The sequence below is a fragment of the Solilutibacter tolerans genome, from assembly GCF_900155935.1.
Classification (GTDB): domain Bacteria; phylum Pseudomonadota; class Gammaproteobacteria; order Xanthomonadales; family Xanthomonadaceae; genus Solilutibacter; species Solilutibacter tolerans.
In genome coordinates, this window is the sequence record NZ_FTLW01000004.1 from 368,842 (window position 1) to 388,800 (window position 19,959).

The window sequence follows — 19,959 nt, forward strand, 5'->3', positions numbered from 1 at the left end:
GTACTTTCACCCCAGTGACGCGACGGGCCTTTCGGCCGGTGTCGCGGCACCCCGACAGGACCCCACTCATGCTCGCCAGCTACCGCCAACACGTCGCCGAACGCGCCGCCCTCGGCATCCCGCCGCTGCCGCTCACCCCGCAGCAAACCGCAGAGGTGATCGAGCTGATCAAGAACCCGCCGGCGGGCGAGGGTGACTTTTTGGTGGACCTCATCACCCACCGCGTGCCGGCCGGTGTGGATGATGCGGCGAAGGTAAAGGCCTCGTACCTGGCTGCCGTCGCCTTCGGCAAGGAAGCGACGCCGCTCATCTCGCGTCAGCGCGCGGTGGAACTGCTCGGCACGATGCTGGGCGGTTACAACATCCACCCGCTGATCGAGCTCTTGGACGATGCGGATTTGGGTGAAACCGCTGCGAACGCACTCAAGCACACGCTGCTGGTGTTCGATGCCTTCCACGATGTGCAGACCAAGGCCAATGCCGGCAACGCGAACGCGAAGGCCGTGCTGCAGAGCTGGGCCGATGCCGAATGGTTCACCAGCAAGCCGGAAGTGCCAGAAAGCCTGACCATCACCGTGTTCAAGGTGCCGGGCGAAACCAATACCGATGACTTGTCACCCGCGCCGGATGCCACCACGCGTCCGGATATCCCGATGCATGGCCTGGCGATGCTGAAGAATAAGCGCGAGAACGCGTCCTTCGTGCCGGAGGAAGACGGCAAGCGCGGCCCGATCCAGCTGATCCAGGACCTGAAGGAGAAAGGCCACCTGGTTGCCTACGTGGGCGATGTGGTTGGCACCGGCTCCAGCCGCAAGTCGGCGACCAACAGCGTCCTGTGGTGGACCGGCGAAGACATCCCCTTCATCCCGAACAAGCGCTTCGGCGGCGTGTGCCTCGGCAGCAAGATCGCGCCGATCTTCTACAACACCATGGAAGACGCCGGCGCACTGCCGCTGGAAATCGACGTGGCCGAGATGAACATGGGTGATGTGGTCGAGCTCAACATCGATCATGCGACCGGCAAGGTCGCCGCGTTCAAGGACGGCCGGCAGATCGCCGAGAGCGTGCTGAAGTCCGACGTGCTGCTGGACGAAGTGCGCGCCGGTGGCCGCATTCCGCTGATCATCGGTCGCGGCCTGACCGCGAAGGCGCGCGAGGCGCTCGGCCTGCCCGCATCGACCCTGTTCCGTCTGCCGGTGGATCCGGCCGACAGCGGCCGCGGCTACACGCTGGCGCAGAAGATGGTCGGTCGCGCCTGCGGCCTGCCGGAAGGGAAGGGCATCCGCCCGGGCACCTATTGCGAGCCGAAGATGACCTCGGTGGGTTCGCAGGACACCACCGGCCCGATGACCCGTGACGAATTGAAGGACTTGGCCTGCCTTGGTTTCTCCGCAGACCTCGTGATGCAGTCGTTCTGCCACACCGCGGCTTACCCGAAGCCGGTGGACGTCAAGACCCACCACACGCTGCCGGAATTCATTTCGACGCGCGGCGGCATTTCGCTGCGTCCGGGCGACGGCATCATCCACAGCTGGCTCAACCGCATGCTGATGCCCGACACCGTCGGCACCGGCGGCGATTCGCACACGCGCTTCCCGGTGGGCATTTCGTTCCCGGCGGGCTCGGGCCTGGTGGCGTTTGCCGCCGCGACCGGGGTGATGCCGCTGGACATGCCCGAATCCGTGCTGGTGCGCTTCAAGGGCCAGTTGCAGCCCGGCGTTACCCTGCGTGACCTCGTCCACGCAATCCCGCTGTACGCGATCAAGCAAGGCTTGCTGACGGTGGAGAAGCAGGGCAAGAAGAATATCTTCTCTGGCCGTATCCTCGAGATCGAAGGCCTGCCGCAATTGAAGGTGGAGCAGGCGTTCGAATTGGCCGATGCCTCGGCCGAGCGCTCCGCCGCTGGCTGCACGGTGAAGCTGGACCCGGCCCCGATCATCGAATACCTCAACAGCAACATCACCCTGCTGAAGTGGATGATTGCCGAAGGGTATGCCGATGCGCGTTCGCTGCAGCGTCGCATCGACAAGATGGAAGCATGGCTGGCCGACCCGCAGTTGCTGGAAGCCGATGCGGATGCCGAGTACGCGGCGGTCATCGACATCGACCTGGACCAGATCGTCGAGCCGATCATCTGCGCACCGAACGACCCGGACGATGCACGCACCTTGTCGGATGTCGCGGGTGCGACCATCGATGAAGTCTTCATCGGCTCGTGCATGACCAACATCGGTCACTTCCGCGCCGCGGCGAAATTGCTGGAAGGCAAGCGCGATATCCCGACCCGCCTGTGGGTCGCGCCGCCGACCCGCATGGATGCGCAGCAGCTGAGCGAAGAAGGCCACTACGGCACCTTCGGCGCAGCCGGTGCGCGCATGGAAATGCCGGGCTGCTCGCTGTGCATGGGCAACCAGGCGCAGGTGCGCGAGGGCGCGACGGTGATGTCCACCTCGACCCGCAACTTCCCGAACCGTTTGGGCAAGAACAGCAACGTGTATCTTGGCTCGGCCGAACTCGCTGCGATCTGCTCGCGCCTGGGTCGCATCCCGACCCGCGAGGAATACCTGGCGGATATCGGCGTGGTCAACGAGAACGGCGAGACGATCTACCGCTACATGAATTTCGATCAGATCCCCGAGTACAAGGATGTGGCGGATACGGTGAAGGTAGCTTGATTGTTTTCTCACTGCAGTAAAGAAGCCCCGGGAAACCGGGGCTTTTTTGTTTGAACAGCCCAAGTCGGTTGTGAGAATAGGTTCACCGGGCTGCCTGAAAATCAATTCGCCATCTTCCCCACAATGACCACGCGATCGTTGAAAGGCTGGTCACACTTGCTAGGCGTGGTTGAGGAAGGCCGTCGGTGACCAAATCCGACCACTGACCGGATTCTTGAGGCATCTAGTCCATTGGAAATCATGTGTTCAGCAACGTTCTTCGCACGCAGCTCTGAAAGCGCAAAGTCTGCCGCGTCGCTTCCACACACATCGGCATAGCCCTCAACTTCAATGACTGCGCTGGGGAATTCCCGTATTTCGGCAGATAGAAGATTGAAGATTACCGTTTCGCCCTTAGGGGTGATTTTCGCGCTGCCACGATGAAATAAAATGATATTTCCCACCTGCTCTTTGATGAGCGAAACAGGGCAGCCATCCGGGCCGACGGGTTCGTGCGCGTCAGTTGCAGAGCATGTATCACGGGCATTGGATATGCCATCCCCATCATCGTCCATGACTATGGAGTTTGAATTGGTTGGCTCATATATATGCAAGCTTTGACAGCCCGGCAGCAAAACAACCAGACTCAAGAAAGCTGATAATCCGAATTTCATGATGCGATCTCCTGCCGAATTATCAATTACTGCGGGGGATATAGTTCGTCCCATTTATTTCTATAGTGCGCCTTCAAACTTTCCATAGCGCCAGTATCGCTTTCTGCGTTCTTAAATGCATTTACAACCACGCCAACGCCATCAAAAATGTTGTTATTGTTCGGCACCATTCCAGTTCGCTCTAGAGTTTTGTATGTCTCAAACGAGGCAATTGCTTCGTTGTAAGCCCATTGTTCCTTAGTAACTAATCCGTCAGGCATGGTTCTGTGTATGTGATGATATATTTCGTGAGTTAATTTAAACAGGGAGTCAGAGAGCATGCTATTGCTGGGTGTTAGCATTATTTGTGGCAAATCAATGTGCGGCGGCGGGCCTCGATGAAAAAGTGCAGATGAGGCATTTGTTACAGTAAAAAAATCCTCCTTGCGATATGAAACTAGCGAACGCGGCCATTAGCTGAGGGTCTTTAAAAATTTCAGCCTTCAGTATCTGGTTTAGCCTCTGAAACTCAGAGCTTGAGATTAGGGTTTCAGTATCTGGATCGACTTCAATAATTAGCCCGCCTTCCTCTACCGGGTAATCCTCTTCGCTAGGCTGTCCACCTTGACTTCCTCCAAAGAAATCAAATACAGCAGCCATATTGGCAAAGTTGGAAAAAAGAGCTGGGTCGGCAGATGCTGTAACTGTGATTGTTTCAATGTGGCCTGGCTCACTCATATCACTATCCTCCATGAAAAGTGAAGTGCTGTAAAAGCTAGCAGCTATCAGATTCTAGAACACGAAGCTTCGCAATATCACATAGATATTCGGGATGTGTAATGCTTCAATGTTAAGTAAAGATGGCAGAACTTAGTGGATGTATTATCAAGCTCAACTGTTATCAGAATTATTGTTACGTCATGATGACGGAGAAGTTTAAACAATCTAAAAAGGTGTCTAAAAAGGTGTCAGGGACAATTTAACCAAGACGGCTTGATCGTTTTTTCTGCGTGATGAAAAAGCCCCGGGAAACCGGGGCTTTTTACTTGCATTGCAGAATCAAACGGTAATCAGGTCCCGGCAAGCAACGCTGTCGCCGCGCGTTTCATCTCGCTCCGTTTGAGCAGGAAGTCCCATTGCGTGCCGCCCATCTGCCGCCACAGCACGGCAGAGCGAATCGCCGCCAGCAGCAGCGCACGAATCTCGCCGACCACCTGTGATTGCGCGAGGTAATGCGGGTTGCCTTGCACCATCACCTTCGGTTTCATCGGGCTGAGCGTGGTCGCATAAATGTCGCCCAGCTTGGCGAGGATGTCTGGGTGTGTCGCGCCATCGTTGTGCGCTTGCCCGGCAAGCTTGGCAACGGCGCTGCGGACGTCTTCCATCGCATCGGCATCGCGGCTGAAGTTGCGCTCCAGCTGCAGTACGGCCAATGCGATCTTTGGCAGTTGTGGGTCGCCCATTTGATTGTTCAGATAACCAATCACCGTGCGCAACCCATTGGCCACCGGCGCGACACCGCCATAGATCTCCGCGACTGAATCCGCATCAATGCGCAGCACGCTGTCCATCGCGGTTTGCAGGCGTGCTTGATCCACGCGACCGTTCTCGGCCAGGTGCCGCACTTCCTGCAAAGCTTGCAGGAGACCGGCAAGGGCCATGACGCGTAGCGAGATCTGGTCGTCGTTCATCGTGTTCCGTATTGGATTTCAGGTGTTGAACAATGTGTCGAAGTGCGTCCGTTGCAGCGGCGCATCGGTCGCTGCGATCACCGCGCCACCGAGGCATTCATCGCCAAGATAGAGCACGACCGATTGACCGGGGGTGACCGCACGTTGGGGCGCATCGAAATGAATCAAGAGACCGCCATCTTCGCGCACTTCGACGCGGCAGGCTTCATCGGGCTGGCGGTAGCGCGTCTGCGCGGTACATTCGAATGCTGCCGCGGGCGGTGCACCGGCGATCCAGTGTGCAGGCTCGGACAGCAGCCGCATCGACATCAAATACGGGCTGTCCACGCCTTGGTCGATGGTGAGCGTGTTGCTGGCGACATCCTTGCCGACGACATACCACGGCGCCGCTTCGCGCCCTTTGACGCCACCGATATTAAGACCGCCACGCTGGCCCAGCGTGTGGAAGAACACGCCATCGTGTTGGCCCAGCAGCACGCCATCCGGGTCGCGGATTTCACCCGGCTGCATCGGCAAATACTGGGCGAGGAAGCTACGGAAATCGCGCTCGCCGATGAAACAGATGCCGGTCGAATCCTTTTTGTTGGCCGTGGCAAAAACTGCATCGGCCGCTAATTGGCGCACGGCGGGTTTTGGCAATTCACCCACCGGGAATTTGGTCGCGGCCAACTGCGTCTGCCCGAGTTGATGCAGGAAGTAGCTTTGGTCCTTGTTGCGATCCATCCCGCGCAGCAGGCGATGGCGACCATCGACTTCATCGGTCCGTGCGTAATGGCCGGTGGCGATGTAATCCGCCCCCAGTTCACGCGCGGCATCGAGGAAGTGCTTGAACTTGACCTCGCGGTTGCACAGCACGTCGGGGTTGGGGGTGCGGCCTGCGGCGTATTCGTCCAGGAAATGCTGGAACACGCCATCCCAGTACTGCTGCGAGAAATCGCGAAAGTGGATCGGGATGCCCAGCTTGCCGGCGATGGCGACGGCATCGCGGCGATCATCTTCCGCACGACACTCGCCCGATCCATCATCGGCCCAGTTCTGCATGAACAGGCCCGCGATGGACTCCCCCTCGCGTTGCAGGAGGAGGGCGGCGACCGAGGAATCCACGCCGCCGGACAACCCGACGATCGTCCTTGCCTGGCTCACGCGATCTGCTGCGCGAGTTCGAGCGGTTGTTGGCGTCCTGCAAGGAAATCAGCCACGACTTGCCACACCAGCGGGCTGCGATGACGAGCACTTTCCGATTGCAGTTCTGCAGGCGTCCACCACACCGCGCGGACGATGCCTTCGTCCAGTTTTCGCTGGTCATCAAAGCCAAGTACTTCGCCGCAGAATGCAAAGCGCAGGTAATGGCGTCCGCCGCTACCATCGGGGTTGAGCGGTGCCTTCCATTGATAGGCACCGACAAAACCGGTCAGGCGCACATTCCAGCCGGTTTCTTCCAGTGCTTCGCGGATAGCGGCTTCTTGCAGGCTTTCATCGGGCTCCAGATGCCCGGCGGGTTGATTGATCACCAGCTGGCCGGCCACGCGTTCTTCCACGCACAACAACTTGCCATCGCGCACAACGACGGTGGCGACGGTGACATCGGGTTGCCAGAAGCGGCCTTCGCGATAGCTCACGTCAGAGATCGTCCTTGCCGGGGGTCAGCTCGGCTTCCATTTGGTCTGCGCTGTTGAAGGCGGCGGTAATGGCGGCATCGAGCGCATCCTTGTCGGCATCGGCCGGAATGCGGACGATGAAGACAGCGGCAGTGCCTTGCTTGCCCCATCCCCCCATCTTGCTGGTCATCGATGCTTCGAGCAGGCGATTGGCCACTGCGCTGGGGAAAACGTCACTGCTGGCCTTGTAGCCGGGCGACCAGATTTCACGCACTTTGTAGCCTGCGTAATCGTCTACGGCCGAGCGCACGAAGACCAGTTGCGAGCGCCGGCCTTCTTCATCGATATCGAAGGTCATTTTGTAATCGCCATCGGCATCGACTTCGTATTTGTAGTCGAGCGCCTTGAGCTGCGCCGCGATGGCTGGGTCTGCCTGCGGCGTCGACGCCTGCGCCCACGCGGTGCCGGACAGGCCTAGGCTCAGGGATAAGAGGACGATGTGGATGCCAACAGAGCGCATGCAGGGTTCCTTGAAAGGTCAGGGCATTATCGCCAGCGCCACTGGGCACGTCCATGCAGGCGGTGTCGACTTTATAATCACGGCATGAGGTCGAATCCCCCGCTTAACCACCGCATCCGTGCCATGTCCAACACCGAACGCCCTGATCGCGACCACGATCATGGGGCCGTGGTGGAGGTCGCCAAGCCCAAGCTGGCGCGCCCACCGTTGTACACCGTGCTGCTGCTGAACGATGACTACACCCCAATGGATTTCGTCATCGAAGTGTTGATGAACTTTTTCTCGATGAATGAGGAGAAAGCCACGCAGGTGATGCTGCATGTCCACACCCGCGGGCGCGGCGTTTGCGGGGTCTACACCCGCGAGGTAGCTGAATCGAAGGTCGCTCAGGTGAACGATTTCGCACGCATGCACCAGCACCCGCTGTTGTGCACGATGGAAAAAGCGTAGCGTCGTCCCCATAACGGTTGCAGTACCGTTTTCGGGATAAACCATGTTCTCTAAAGACCTCGAACGCAGCATCCATCGCTCCTACCAGCTGGCCCGCGAGGCCAAGCACGAATACATGACCGTGGAGCACTTGCTCTTGGCGCTGCTGGACGACCCGGCCGCGCAGGAAGTGCTGCGCGCCTGTCATGCCGACTCTGACCGCCTGCGCCGCGAGTTGGAGCAGGGCATCAACGAGTCGGTCTCGGTGCTGCCGGGCGATGACGGCCGCGATACCCAGCCGACCATCGGTTTTCAGCGCGTGCTGCAGCGCGCCGTCTACAACGTGCAGTCCTCGGGCCGGAAAGAAGTGACCGGCGCCAATGTCTTGGTCGCCATCTTCGGCGAAAAAGACTCATTGGCGGCGTATTACCTGAATCAGCAGGATGTCACCCGTTTGGATGTGGTCAATTTCATTTCCCACGGTATTTCCAAGCTGGGCGATGACGGCGAGCCAGCCAGCCAGCCGGAAGGTGAGGGCGACCACGAGGGGGGTTCCGCCGAAGCCGCGGCGGAAGGCAAGGGCGATGCGCTGGCCGAATTCGCGGCAGATCTCAACGCGGCAGCGCTGGAAGGCCGCATCGACCCGCTGGTGGGCCGTGGCGAGGAAATTGAGCGCACCATCCAGGTGCTGTGCCGCCGCCGCAAGAACAACCCGCTGTACGTGGGTGAGGCGGGTGTGGGCAAGACCGCGCTGGCCGAAGGCCTGGCCCGTCGCATCGTCGAAGGCAGCGTGCCCGAGGTACTGAAGGACGCCACCATCTACTCGCTGGACCTGGGTGCGCTGGTCGCCGGCACCAAGTACCGCGGCGACTTCGAGAAGCGCCTGAAAGCGGTGCTGAAACGCTTGAAGGAAATCCCAGGCTCCATCCTCTTCATCGACGAGATCCACACCATCATCGGTGCCGGTTCGGCCTCGGGCGGGGCGATGGACGCGAGCAATCTGATCAAGCCGATGCTGGCCTCGGGTGAGCTGCGCTGCATTGGTTCCACCACGTTCCAGGAATACCGCGGCATCTTCGAGAAGGACCGTGCGCTGGCGCGCCGCTTCCAGAAGATCGACGTGGTCGAGCCGACTGTAGGCGAAGCGGTGGAGATCCTGCGCGGGCTCAAGACCAAGTACGAAGAACATCACGGCGTGCGTTACGACGACGAGGCGATCCAGGCGGCCGTTGATCTGTCGGTCAAGCACATCCATGACCGTTTGCTGCCGGACAAGGCCATCGACGTGATCGACGAGGCCGGCGCCCGCCAGCGCCTGCTGGACGAGGCCGCGCGCAAGCAGAACATCGACGTGGAGGAGATCGAGACCATCGTCGCCAAGATGGCGCGGATCCCGGCCAAGCAGGTGTCCAATTCCGACAAGGACGTGCTGCAGCACCTGGAGCGCAACCTGAAGATGGTGATCTTTGGCCAGGACCCGGCCATCGAGACCCTCAGCAGCGCGATCAAGCTCTCGCGCTCAGGGTTGGGCAACCCGGACAAGCCGATCGGCAGCTTCCTGTTCGCCGGCCCGACCGGTGTGGGCAAGACCGAGGTGACCAAGCAGTTGGCGATGCAGCTCGGGATCGAGTTCGTGCGTTTCGACATGAGCGAGTACATGGAGCCGCATTCGGTCAGCCGCCTGATCGGCGCGCCGCCCGGCTATGTCGGCTTCGATCAGGGCGGACTCTTGACCGAGAAGGTCACCAAGACCCCGCACTGCGTGCTGCTGCTGGACGAGGTAGAGAAGGCGCATCCGGACATCTTCAACATCCTGTTGCAGGTAATGGACCGCGGCGTGCTGACCGACACCAACGGCCGCGAGGCGAACTTCCGCAATGTGATCCTGGTGATGACGACCAATGCCGGGGCGACCCAAGCCTCGCGTCGCAGCATCGGCTTCACCCAGCAGGACCACAGCACCGATGCGATGGAAGTGATCCGCCGCGGCTTCACCCCGGAGTTCCGCAACCGCCTGGACGCGGTGGTGCAGTTCCAGCCGCTCGGCTTCGACCATATCTTGCGCGTGGTGGACAAGTTCCTGATCGAGCTGGAAACCCAGCTGCACGAGAAGCACGTGACGCTCTCCGCCACCCAGGAAGCGCGCGATTGGCTGGCCAAGCATGGCTTCGACCCGCTGATGGGTGCACGCCCGATGGCTCGCGTGATCCAGGACAAGATCAAGCGCCCGCTGGCCGACGAGCTGCTGTTCGGCAAGCTCATCGAAGGCGGTCATGTGGATGTCGACGTCAAGGACGACACCCTGGTGCTGGACGTGCAAGCCGCACCCGAGCGCAAACCGCAGGCGGAAACCGCTTCGATCGACGCCTGATCCGAAGCCACATCCAGCAACAAAAAAAGCGGCCTTTCAGGGCCGCTTTCTTGTCTGGGCGATGCGCTAGGCGACGTCGCCAGATCTAATTCGGATGGATCACTTCATGCGATAGGTGATGCGACCTTTGGTGAGGTCGTACGGGGTCATTTCGACCTTGACCTTGTCGCCGGTGAGGATGCGGATGTAGTGCTTGCGCATGCGTCCGGAAATGTGGGCAATGATTTCATGCCCGTTCTCGAGCTTCACCCGGAACATGGTGTTGGGAAGGGTCTCGCTGATGGTCCCTTCAAACTCGATGACGTCGTCTTTAGCCATAAATCCACGAAAAATGCGCCGAAGCGGCGCGGAGAACGCAACATTGTGCCACGTCCGGCCATGATCAAGCAAAAATCGTTCGCACGTTCAGGCGGGGTTGGCCAGGGCGCTGGCGGGCAGGGTGCCGAATCGGTCGTCCCACGGACCGGCCAGTGTTGCCTGTTGGACTTGATGGCGGACGATGTGCAGGAAGTCGCCCCGCGGCATCGATAGCGCGCCCAAGGTCTGCAGATGCGGGTTTTCCACCTGCGCATCGATCAAGGGCCAGCCTTGGCGATGGAGGAAATGGGCCAACCCGGCGATGGCCACCTTCGACCCGCCGGATTGCGCGGAGAACATCGACTCGCCAAAGAACATCTGGCCGACGGCAACACCATAAATGCCGCCGACGAGCGCCTCGCCATCGAGCACTTCCACCGAATGCGCGTGGCCTTGTCGATGCAGCGCGAGGTAAGCGGCCTGCATCTCTCGCGTGATCCAGGTGCCGCGCTGACCGGGGCGAGGCGTGCTGGCGCAGGCCGCGATCACGGCCTCGAAAGCGGTGTCGGCGCGCAACGTCCAGGGGCTGTGTCGAAGCTGCCGCCTGAATTTGCTGGACAACCGCACGCCATCCGTTCTGAACACCATGCGCGGGTCCGGTGACCACCAGAGGATGGGCTCGCCCTCGGAGAACCACGGGAAGATGCCGCGACCGTAGGCGCTCAGCAGCCGAGGCACAGACAAGTCGCCGCCGGCGGCCAGCAAGCCGTTGGGATCACGCAGCGCCGATTCAACCGGCGGGAAGGGCGCGAGGGGATCCGCCTCCAACCAGGGCAGGGCGATGCTCACGGATCCGGTTCGGTCGCTTTGAAGGGCGAATGCTGCATGGCTTGGCGTGCGTAGCGGCGTACCGAGGCCACTTCATCCGCGCACCAGGCATCCAGTGCGTGGCGGAAGCGCGCATCGGCTACCCAATGCCGGCTGCGCACGGGGGTGGGCAAGAAGCCGCGGGCCAGCTTGTGTTCGCCTTGGGCACCGGGCTCAAACCGGGTCAGGCCTTCGCGCAGACAGTAGTCGATGCCTTGGTAGTAGCAGGTCTCGAAGTGCAGGCCCGGCAATTGCAGATGACTGCCCCAGTAACGGCCGTACAAGTTGCTGTCAGAGCGCAGGCAGAGCGCGCCGGCGATGGTTTCACCATCTAATTTGGCCAGTATGATCAATAGGTTGCGAGGCATTATTCGCGCGATTTCACGAATGAAATCCAGCGTCAATGCGGGCGAATTGCCGTACTCGGCGAAGGTCTGCAGGTAGAAGCCGTAAATGGCGTCGATGTCGGCATCGCTGGCCTCGTCGCCATGCAGGTGGCGGAACGTCACTCCGGACTCGCGAACTTTGCGGCGCTCCTGGCGGATGTTCTTGCGATGCTTGTGGTCCATCGCGCCAAGGAAATCCTCAAAGTCGCCCCAACCCGCGGCGTTATGCCACTGGTACTGGATGTCTTCGCGCAGCTGCCAATCCGGGCCGAAGCTCGCATCGTCCTCATGCTCGTGGAAGTTGACGTGCACCGAGGACAGTCCTTGCTCCGCGCACAAGGCGGCCATCACCGACGCCAGTTGGGCCCGCAAATCCGCCGTGGGGGCCAACAAGCGCGGCCCGGTGACCGGCGAGTAGGGCACGGCGGAGAGCCATTTCGGGAAGTAATCCAGCCCATGCTGGGCGTAGGCGCGGGCCCAGGCGTGATCGAACACGAACTCGCCATGCGAATTGGACTTGAGGTACATCGGCGCGGCGGCGACGAGCGTGTCGTCCTGCCACAGGGTCAGGTGATGCGGCATCCACCCCCAATCGGGGCGCAGGCAGCGCGTGCGCTCCATGGCGTGCAGGAAGGCGTGCGACACCAAGGGGTTGTCGCTGCCGTGCAGGGCATCCCAGGCGCTGGGCGAGATGTCAGCCAGCGAGGGCAACAGGCCCGCGGTCAAGGACATGGCGGCCTCATCCGAACCACTGCGACCATGGCAGGTGGAACAGGCCGTACAGGATCAGCCCGGCCAAGCCGCCAATGAGCGTGCCGTTCAAGCGGATGAACTGCAGGTCGCGGCCGACGGCGCGCTCGATCTCGTCGACCATCTCGGTGGTGTCCCAGCTCTCCACGGTCTGGCGGATGTAAGCGGGCGCCACCATGCGAATCTGGTCGGCCAGATGCTCGGCGGCGATGCGCATCTGCGCGTTGGCGGCCTCTTGCCACACAGGGTCTTCGCGCAGGCGGCGGCCCAAGCGCTCGGCATAGGCGCGGAAATGGGTGAAGGTCCGGGAGTCGTCGCCCGCCAGATCGTCATGCAGCCATTGGCGCAGGCGTTGCCAGAGGTCGCGGGCGTACTCCTGCACCAGCTGGCTGTCGACGAATTCGCGCTTCCAGCCATCGACCTTGGCCTGGAAGTCCGGGTCTTCCTCCAGCTTCACCAGCAGGCGTTCGGCCTCGGCGGCGTAGCGGTGGCGCAGCGGGTGGTCGGCATCGCTCAAGACCAGCTGGACTTCATCGACGATCGCGTTGGCGAGCTTGGTCGAGAGCGCCTCGCCCAGCGCGTCGGTGTAGTCCAGCTTGTCGGTGAGCCAAGTCAGCTTGGGAAATTCCCGACGCGCCATCGCCACCATTTTTTCGGTGATAAAGCCGCGTACCTCGGGCTTATCCAGCCAGCCCGCTATCTGCGACAGGCCGGCATTGAGCAGGCGTTGATGATGCTGCCCCGCGGTCAGTGCGCGGGTCAGGCGGGCGGCGGTTCCCGCGGCATCCCAGGCCAGCAGTTGGCGATGCACGAGGCCGAGCACCTCGCGCTCGATCAGGGGCGAGTCCAGCGATTTCAGCGATTCCGCGGCCCAGCCTTGCAGCTGCTTTGACAAGCCGTTGAGGCGCTCAGGCTCGCCGAGGAATTCGCCCAGCTGGCGCGCCGGGTTCCATGCATCGAGCCGCTGCAGCAGTTGCTCGCGGGCAAGGAAGTTGTCGACCAGGAAATCCGCCAGCGCATCCGCGATACGCAGTTTGTTACGCGGGATGATCGCGGTATGCGGGATCGGCAGGCCCAGCGGATGGCGGAACAGTGCGACGACCGCGAACCAGTCCGCCAGCGCGCCGATGGTGGCGGCCTCGGCAAACGCCCCCACCCAGCCCCAGATGCCTTGCCGGCCCATCACGTGCGACAGCACCAACAAGGCGATCGCGCCGAGCAGGCAGCCCAGCGCAATGGCTTTCATGCGGTCGAGGCGGCGGGTGCGGTCGGGCAAGCTCATCGGGAGACAGCTTGCCCGGTCGCGGGTTCAGCCCGCGTCATCGCCAGCAATCGATCAGCCCTGCGACTCCAGCCAGCGCTCGGCATCCAGCGCCGCCATGCAGCCGAAGCCGGCCGAGGTAATCGCTTGACGATAGTGCTGATCAGCGACATCGCCCGCCGCGAACACCCCGGGCGTCGAGGTCATGGTCGCGTTGCCGGCCAGGCCGGATTGGATCTGCAGGTAGCCGTTGGTCATCGCCAGCTGGCCGTCGAAGATCTGCGTGTTCGGGTGATGTCCGATGGCGACGAACATGCCGTGCACGTCGATGTTCTGGGTCGAATCATCCTGCATCGACTTCAGGCGCAGGCCGGTGACGCCGGCTTCATCGCCCAGCACTTCATCGACGGTGTGATGCCAGATCGGCACGATCTTGCCGGCCTCGACCTTGGCGAACAATTTGTCCTGCATGATTTTTTCCGCGCGCAGGGTGTCGCGGCGATGGACCAGATAGACCTTGCTGGCGAGGTTGGACAGGTACAGCGCTTCCTCGACGGCCGTATTGCCGCCGCCGATCACGGCCACGTCCTTGTCGCGATAGAAGAAGCCGTCGCAAGTGGCGCAGGCGGACACGCCGCGGCCTTTGAACTTCTCTTCGGAGGGCAGGCCGAGGTACTTGGCGGTCGCGCCCGTGGAGATCACCAGCGCATCGGCGGTGTACTCGCCCGCGTCGCCCTTCAGGCGGAACGGACGCTGGGACAGGTCGGCGGTGTGGATCTGGTCGATGATGACTTCGGTATCGAATCGCTCGGCATGCGCCTGCATGCGCTCCATCAGGGCCGGGCCCATCAGGCCGTGGGCATCGCCCGGCCAGTTGTCTACTTCGGTCGTGGTCATCAGCTGACCACCGATGGCCATGCCGGTCACGACGACGGGTTTCAGGTTGGCGCGGGCGGCGTAAACGGCGGCGGTCCAGCCGGCGGGACCGGAACCGAGGATGAGCAGGCGGCAGTGCTTGGTCGTAGGGGTGGACATGATCGCTATACTTTCAACCGTATGGTGGGAGGCGAGGCGCACTAGTGTAAGCCGCACCAACCGACACATGCGGACGCAACGTCGCGTTCGCCATCCAATTCGTCCGCATTTCGATCAATAGGATCCATAGGAAAATCCCATGCGTATCGGTGTACCCAAGGAAACCAAGACTCTCGAAGGGCGCGTTGCGCTCGTGCCCGCCGCTGCCGGCGACCTGGTCAAGCGCGGCCACGAGGTCTGGATCGAGAAGGACGCGGGCGTGAAGTCCGGCTTCAAGGATTCGCAGTACACGGACCTCGGCGTCAAGATCGCCAAGGACGCCGCCGAGCTGTACGAGAAGGGCGAGCTGATCGTGAAAGTGAAGGAGCCGATCGCTGGCGATCTGGCCTTGCTGCGCAAGGATCACCTGCTGTTCTGCTACCTGCACTTGGCCGCAGAGCCGGCGTTGACCCGCCAGCTGCTCGACATCGGCCTGACCGGCGTTGCCTTCGAGACCGTGGAGCTGCCGAACGGCGACCTGCCGCTGCTCGCGCCGATGTCGGTAATCGCCGGCAAGATCGGCGTGCAGGTCGGCACGCATTTGCTCCACCAGCCGATGGGCGGCAAGGGCAAGCTGCTGGGTGGCCTCGCCTCGACCGAGCGCGGCAAAGTGGTGGTGTTCGGTGCTGGCCAGGCCGGCCGCGCGTCGGCAGAGCTGGCTGCGGCGGGTGGTGCCAATGTGGTGGTGTTTGAGATGCGCCCGGATCGTCTGGAAGAGGCAATGAACATCGGCCCGAACGTCACCGCGCTGTACCCCTACGCGGACGTGGTGGCGAAGGAAGTCGCCTCGGCGGACCTTGTGATCGGCGCGGTGCTGGTCACGGGCGCCGCCGCGCCGAAGGTGATGACCCGCGAGATGCTGAAGGGCATGGAAGACGGCAGCGTCGTCGTCGATATCGCCATCGACCAGGGCGGTTGCTTCGAGACCTCGCGCCCGACCACCTGGAAAGAGCCGACCTATGTGGAAGAGGGCGTGACCCACTTCTGCGTGACCAACATGCCGGGCGCGGTGCCGCAGACCAGCTCGCAGGCGATCTGCGCGGCCATCCTGCCGTGGGTGAACAAGCTGGCCTCGGGCGACTGGCGCGGCAACGAGGCGCTGGTGAAGGGCATCAATGTCGAAGGCGGCAAGCTAGTCCATCCCGCCCTGTTGGACATGAAGATCTAAGGTCTACAAGGGTCGATGTTGCATACTATGCCGCATCGACCCTTGATTTGTTTTTGAAAATCAATAAGCTGCGAATAAAACCGAAGGCAAAACATCACGGTGGCAACCCCCAATCCGGCCCGACGCACGCGCAAGCCCCGCATCACTGACGCGGGAGCCCGAGCCACCGCCCCCAATCCGCGCCGCCAGCGGGTGATGCGCGATGTGCTGATGATCGCCATCGCTCCGCTGCTGCTGTATTTGCTGGCGATCCTTGTCACCTATTCGCCGGAGGACCCGGGCTTCCATCGCGCGGGCAGCGTCACTGGCAACTTGCACAATGTGGGCGGCAGTGTCGGTGCGTGGTTGGCCGATGCGCTCATCACCCTGTGCGGCTACACCGCCTTCGTGTTGCCGATCATCCTGGGCGCGGTGGCATGGATCGCGTTGTTCAAGATGGACAGCGACGGGGATGGCGATGCGGACCTCGGCCCGGCCTTGCGCCTGATCGGACTGTTTGCCTTCTTGATCGCCAGCGTGGGCCTCTTGTGGCTGCGCATCGGCGCGGTCGAAGACTTTTCCGCGGGTGCCGGCGGCGTGCTGGGCCAGTTGGTCGGCAATTCCCTGCACACTTTGTTCGGCCCAATGGGCAGCAATCTGTTCTTGCTGGCCTTGCTGTTGATCGCGGTGACACTGGCAACCGGCCTGTCTTGGTTCGCGGTGATGGACTGGATCGGCGCGCAGGTGATGCGGCTGCCCGAGGTGTTCCGCCGCGGCCAGAAACAGGCGACCGAATGGAACGAAGCGCGCACCCTGCGCGAAGAACGTACCGAAGCCCGCAAGGTCGATACCCAGCTCCGCGCCAAGCGCGAGCCGGTCAAGATCGAACCCCCACCGGCACCGGCCGCCGTGGTCGAAAAGAGCGAGCGTGCCAAGCGCGACCAGCAGATTCCGTTGTTTGTCGGCGGCGACCCGGGCGCATTGCCGCCGCTGGCGCTGCTGGATGATCCCAAGCCGCAGCCGGTCGGTTACGACGAGAAGACGCTCGAGGCGCTGAGCCGCCAGATCGAATTCAAGCTCAAGGATTTCCGCATCGACGCGCAGGTGGTCGGGGCCTATCCGGGCCCGGTCATCACCCGGTTCGAGATCGAGCCCGCGCCGGGCGTCAAGGTCAGCCAGATCAGTTCGCTGGACAAGGACATCGCCCGCGGCCTGTCGGTGAAGTCTGTGCGCGTGGTCGATGTCATCCCGGGCAAGTCGGTGATTGGCCTGGAAATTCCCAACACCAGCCGCGAGATGATCTATCTCAGCGAGCTGCTGCGCTCCAAGGAATACGACAAGGCCAGCAGCCCGTTGACGCTGGCGCTCGGCAAGGACATCGCCGGCCGGCCCACCGTGGCGGACCTGGCCCGCATGCCGCACTTGCTGGTTGCCGGCACCACCGGTTCCGGTAAGTCCGTCGCGGTCAACGCGATGGTGTTGTCGCTGCTGTTCAAGGCCTCGGCCAAGGACGTGCGCATGCTGATGATCGACCCGAAGATGCTCGAGCTCAGCGTCTACCAGGGCATCCCGCATCTACTCGCGCCCGTCGTCACCGACATGAAGGAGGCCGCGAACGGCCTGCGTTGGTGCGTGGCCGAGATGGAGCGCCGCTACAAGCTGATGTCTGCCGTCGGCGTGCGCAACCTCGCCGGTTTCAACAAAAAGGTGAAAGACGCCGCCGATAGCGGCCAACCGATCCTCGACCCACTGTTCAAGCCGTCGGGCATGCCGGACGAAGCCCCGTTGCCGCTGGAGCCGATGCCCTACATCGTCGTCTTCATCGACGAATTCGCCGACATGATGATGATCGTCGGGAAGAAGGTGGAAGAGCTCATCGCCCGCCTCGCGCAGAAGGCGCGTGCGGCCGGCATCCATCTCATCCTCGCAACTCAGCGCCCCTCGGTCGATGTCATCACCGGCCTGATCAAGGCCAACATCCCGACCCGCATCGCCTTCCAGGTGTCGAGCAAGATCGACAGCCGCACCATCCTCGACCAAAGCGGCGCGGAAACGCTGCTCGGCCACGGCGACATGCTTTACATGCCGCCCGGCACGTCGATGCCCGAACGCGTCCACGGCGCGTTTGTCTCTGATGAGGAGGTGCATCGCGTCGTCGAGCACCTGAAAGCCGGGGGAGGGCAGCCGGACTACATCGACGGCGTGCTGGAAGAAGTGCAGACCATGCACGACGGCAGCACCATCGGTGCGACCGGCCTGCCCGAAGCACCGCAGTCCGGCGGCGACGAATCCGATCCGCTGTACGACGAGGCCGTGCGCGTGGTCACCGAGACTCGCCGCGCGTCGATCTCAGGCGTGCAACGGCGGCTCAAGATCGGCTACAACCGCGCCGCGCGCTTGGTTGAGGCGATGGAAGCCGCAGGCGTCGTGTCCCCGCCGGAGCACAATGGCGACCGCAGCGTACTGGCCCCGCCACCGCCGCGTGACTGACTCCGGAATCTGAATGGCGGATGCCGATGGTGCTGTATTCACATCCCCATTCAGTTTCTTGCGGGCAGACTCGACCTCAATGAAACCCGTGGAGTTGCACCCATGAAAGCAGCACGCATTCACAAGATCGGATTCAGCGGCCTTTCCATCGCCTTGGCGCTGGCAAGCGGCAGTGCTTGGGCCGACGCCCGCGCGCAGCTCGATACCTTCACCCAAGGCCTGAAGACACTCGATGGCGGCTTCACCCAGCAGGTCTACGATCAGAAGGGTCGCTTGAAGGAATCTTCAGCCGGCAAGGTGTCGATGTCATCGCCCAACCTGTTTCGCTGGCAGTACGTGAAGCCGTACCAGCAGCTGATCGTCGCGGATGGCAAGACCGTGTGGATCTACGAGCCCGACCTGCAGCAAGTCAGTAAGCGTCCGCAGGGGATCGAGGAGCAATCCAGTCCGCTCGCCGCGTTGGTGGACCGCAGCAAGCTGGACAAGCAGTTCAACGTCGCCGATGGCGGGCAGAACGGCGGTCTGGAGTGGCTCACCCTGACACCCAAAACCAAGGCCGGGGCCAGCTTCGAGAATGCACAACTGGGTTTCAACCAGCGCGGGCTGGCCAAGGTCGTCATCACCGATGGACTGGGCCAGCGCACCGAGATGAACTTCGGTACGTGGAAGCGCAATGCACGCTTGCCCGCATCGAGCTTTCGCTTCAGCCCGCCCAAGGGCGTGGATGTAATCGGCCAGTAAACGTTTGCCGACGAAATGAGAGGGGAAGAGGCGGCTTCGGCCGCCTTTTTCGTCCATGCGTTTCAACCGTGTTCAGTCCCGGCGCATTCGAATCACGGCCAGTCCACGCCTTCGTGCTGAAACTAATCACACACCACGACATCGTGCGCCTCCATGCAAACCAAGACCCTCCTCCTGTTGTCTGGCCTGATTGCTGCGTCCACTGCCTTGATCAGTCACGCCGATGCGACGCCTGCGTCGAAGGGCACGCGTCCGGTAATGACGGTGCAGGCACAGCCAATCCGCGAGACAGCCAACCCGACATCACGTACCGAGGGGCGTGAAGCTGCGGAGAGTGCTTTGGCGGGCGCGTTGGTCGGTATTGCCACCGATCAATTCGAAGGCGAGCGCATCGAGTTGATGCTCGACACGGTTGACATGGATGCCGTCAGCCCGCGAGACCGCAAGGTTACCGGTACCGGCTTGCTGAAAGTCGGCAACGACCTGGAATGGCTGCCGTTCCGTTATCGCGCTTTGTACGACACTGAAACACAAACCGCCGGCTGGGCCAGCATCACTTTGGGCAATCACGATGCAGGCGGCGAGGAAGTGGCGCTGCACGACACCGTGTTGACGACCCTGTCCGATGCCACCAGCGACAAGATGCGCAACGAATTTCCGCAGCAAGCGGTGGCACTCGATTGGTCTACCGCGCAGCGCCTGAATTCTGGCCGCTACCAGCGCTACCTGGTCCATGGTGCCGCCCGTTTCGATGCCCAAGAACCGACGCAGCTTCTGGTGGAAGGCCTCTATGACCCACTGCGCAAGCGCTGGGTGAGCGTCAATTACGAATTGGGCAACACCGGCCATTGGGTGTTCGGCGATGGCACGACTGCCACCCTGGTGCCAGTCTCAGAGGACCGCTAAGTCTGTTTCACCCTGTCACCCGCTTGACGCATGGTCGATACTGACTGCTCCCCCGGAATTTGATCGGAGCGCAGCTCACCCGTGGCATCACCACGACACCCCTCTGCCCACACGCCTGACCTGT

19 protein-coding genes are annotated in these 19,959 nt (G+C 62.0%); 7 read left to right on the forward strand and 12 right to left on the reverse strand.

All coding sequences use genetic code 11. The features are described from left to right. Positions 1-68 precede the first annotated feature (68 nt). Positions 69-2,675 carry a bifunctional aconitate hydratase 2/2-methylisocitrate dehydratase gene (acnB, locus tag BW989_RS10055; RefSeq protein WP_076587851.1) on the forward strand — a complete coding sequence of 869 codons (2,607 nt, stop codon included), beginning with the start codon at positions 69-71 and terminating at the stop codon, positions 2,673-2,675. 101 nt (positions 2,676-2,776) lie between these two features. Here acnB and BW989_RS10060 read toward each other — a convergent pair whose 3' ends face one another. The 7 genes from BW989_RS10060 to BW989_RS10085 all read right to left on the reverse strand — a co-directional run bounded on the left by BW989_RS10060 (position 2,777) and on the right by BW989_RS10085 (position 7,116). Beyond that, the gene (locus tag BW989_RS10060) at positions 2,777-3,328 is read right to left on the reverse strand and encodes an OmpA family protein (protein ID WP_165688587.1); all 552 of its coding nucleotides are present in this window, start codon (positions 3,326-3,328) and stop codon (positions 2,777-2,779) included. A gap of 26 nt (positions 3,329-3,354) precedes the next feature. Continuing rightward, a complete protein-coding gene (locus BW989_RS12615; protein ID WP_165688588.1) occupies positions 3,355-3,588 on the reverse strand; it encodes a hypothetical protein in 234 nt (77 codons plus the stop codon). Positions 3,589-3,682: 94 nt separating this feature from the next. Further along, complete coding sequence (locus BW989_RS12465; RefSeq protein WP_129582894.1) at positions 3,683-4,045, reverse strand: hypothetical protein; 363 nt, start codon at positions 4,043-4,045, stop codon at positions 3,683-3,685. A 332-nt stretch (positions 4,046-4,377) separates the two neighbouring features. Then, complete coding sequence (gene hflD, locus BW989_RS10070) at positions 4,378-4,998, reverse strand: high frequency lysogenization protein HflD (protein WP_076587856.1); 621 nt, start codon at positions 4,996-4,998, stop codon at positions 4,378-4,380. A gap of 18 nt (positions 4,999-5,016) precedes the next feature. Further along, entirely contained in the window at positions 5,017-6,141 is a 1,125-nt protein-coding gene (mnmA, locus tag BW989_RS10075) for a tRNA 2-thiouridine(34) synthase MnmA (RefSeq protein WP_076587858.1), read from the reverse strand. Continuing rightward, positions 6,138-6,617, reverse strand: coding sequence for an NUDIX hydrolase (locus tag BW989_RS10080; protein WP_076587860.1), 480 nt, complete (start codon positions 6,615-6,617; stop codon positions 6,138-6,140). The genes mnmA and BW989_RS10080 overlap by 4 nt, the downstream gene beginning before the upstream one ends. 1 nt (position 6,618) lies before the next feature. Beyond that, a complete protein-coding gene (locus tag BW989_RS10085) occupies positions 6,619-7,116 on the reverse strand; it encodes a hypothetical protein (protein ID WP_076587862.1) in 498 nt (165 codons plus the stop codon). Positions 7,117-7,239: 123 nt separating this feature from the next. On the opposite strand from BW989_RS10085, the gene clpS reads away from it, so the two are divergent. Both clpS and clpA read left to right on the forward strand, forming a co-directional pair. Further along, positions 7,240-7,566 carry an ATP-dependent Clp protease adapter ClpS gene (clpS, locus tag BW989_RS10090; protein WP_076587864.1) on the forward strand — a complete coding sequence of 109 codons (327 nt, stop codon included), beginning with the start codon at positions 7,240-7,242 and terminating at the stop codon, positions 7,564-7,566. A gap of 43 nt (positions 7,567-7,609) precedes the next feature. Continuing rightward, positions 7,610-9,916 (forward strand): ATP-dependent Clp protease ATP-binding subunit ClpA, encoded by a 2,307-nt coding sequence (gene clpA / locus BW989_RS10095; protein WP_076587866.1) that lies wholly within the window; start codon positions 7,610-7,612, stop codon positions 9,914-9,916. Between the two features lie 99 nt (positions 9,917-10,015). Here the strand turns inward: clpA and infA are convergent, their stop codons facing one another. The 5 genes from infA to trxB all read right to left on the reverse strand — a co-directional run bounded on the left by infA (position 10,016) and on the right by trxB (position 14,512). After that, positions 10,016-10,234, reverse strand: a complete 219-nt coding sequence (gene infA / locus BW989_RS10100; protein WP_076587867.1) for a translation initiation factor IF-1 — start codon at positions 10,232-10,234, stop codon at positions 10,016-10,018. Between the two features lie 87 nt (positions 10,235-10,321). Further along, a complete protein-coding gene (aat, locus tag BW989_RS10105; protein WP_076587869.1) occupies positions 10,322-11,062 on the reverse strand; it encodes a leucyl/phenylalanyl-tRNA--protein transferase in 741 nt (246 codons plus the stop codon). Beyond that, positions 11,059-12,198, reverse strand: a complete 1,140-nt coding sequence (locus BW989_RS10110; RefSeq protein ID WP_076587870.1) for a GNAT family N-acetyltransferase — start codon at positions 12,196-12,198, stop codon at positions 11,059-11,061. The genes aat and BW989_RS10110 overlap by 4 nt, the downstream gene beginning before the upstream one ends. A 7-nt stretch (positions 12,199-12,205) precedes the next feature. Next, positions 12,206-13,498: a DUF445 domain-containing protein gene (locus tag BW989_RS10115; protein WP_076587872.1), complete on the reverse strand. Its 1,293-nt coding sequence runs from the start codon at positions 13,496-13,498 to the stop codon at positions 12,206-12,208. A 54-nt stretch (positions 13,499-13,552) separates the two neighbouring features. Further along, positions 13,553-14,512: a thioredoxin-disulfide reductase gene (gene trxB, locus BW989_RS10120; protein WP_076587874.1), complete on the reverse strand. Its 960-nt coding sequence runs from the start codon at positions 14,510-14,512 to the stop codon at positions 13,553-13,555. A 139-nt stretch (positions 14,513-14,651) separates the two neighbouring features. On the opposite strand from trxB, the gene BW989_RS10125 reads away from it, so the two are divergent. From BW989_RS10125 to BW989_RS10140, 4 genes are all read left to right on the forward strand, one after another. After that, complete coding sequence (locus BW989_RS10125; protein ID WP_076587876.1) at positions 14,652-15,719, forward strand: alanine dehydrogenase; 1,068 nt, start codon at positions 14,652-14,654, stop codon at positions 15,717-15,719. A gap of 99 nt (positions 15,720-15,818) precedes the next feature. After that, positions 15,819-18,188, forward strand: coding sequence for a DNA translocase FtsK (locus tag BW989_RS10130; RefSeq protein ID WP_425476657.1), 2,370 nt, complete (start codon positions 15,819-15,821; stop codon positions 18,186-18,188). Between the two features lie 102 nt (positions 18,189-18,290). After that, on the forward strand, positions 18,291-18,929 hold the full coding sequence (gene lolA, locus BW989_RS10135) for an outer membrane lipoprotein periplasmic chaperone LolA (protein WP_076587877.1): 639 nt from the start codon (positions 18,291-18,293) through the stop codon (positions 18,927-18,929). A 153-nt stretch (positions 18,930-19,082) separates the two neighbouring features. Beyond that, entirely contained in the window at positions 19,083-19,835 is a 753-nt protein-coding gene (locus tag BW989_RS10140; RefSeq protein WP_076587879.1) for a hypothetical protein, read from the forward strand. Positions 19,836-19,959: the final 124 nt, after the last annotated feature.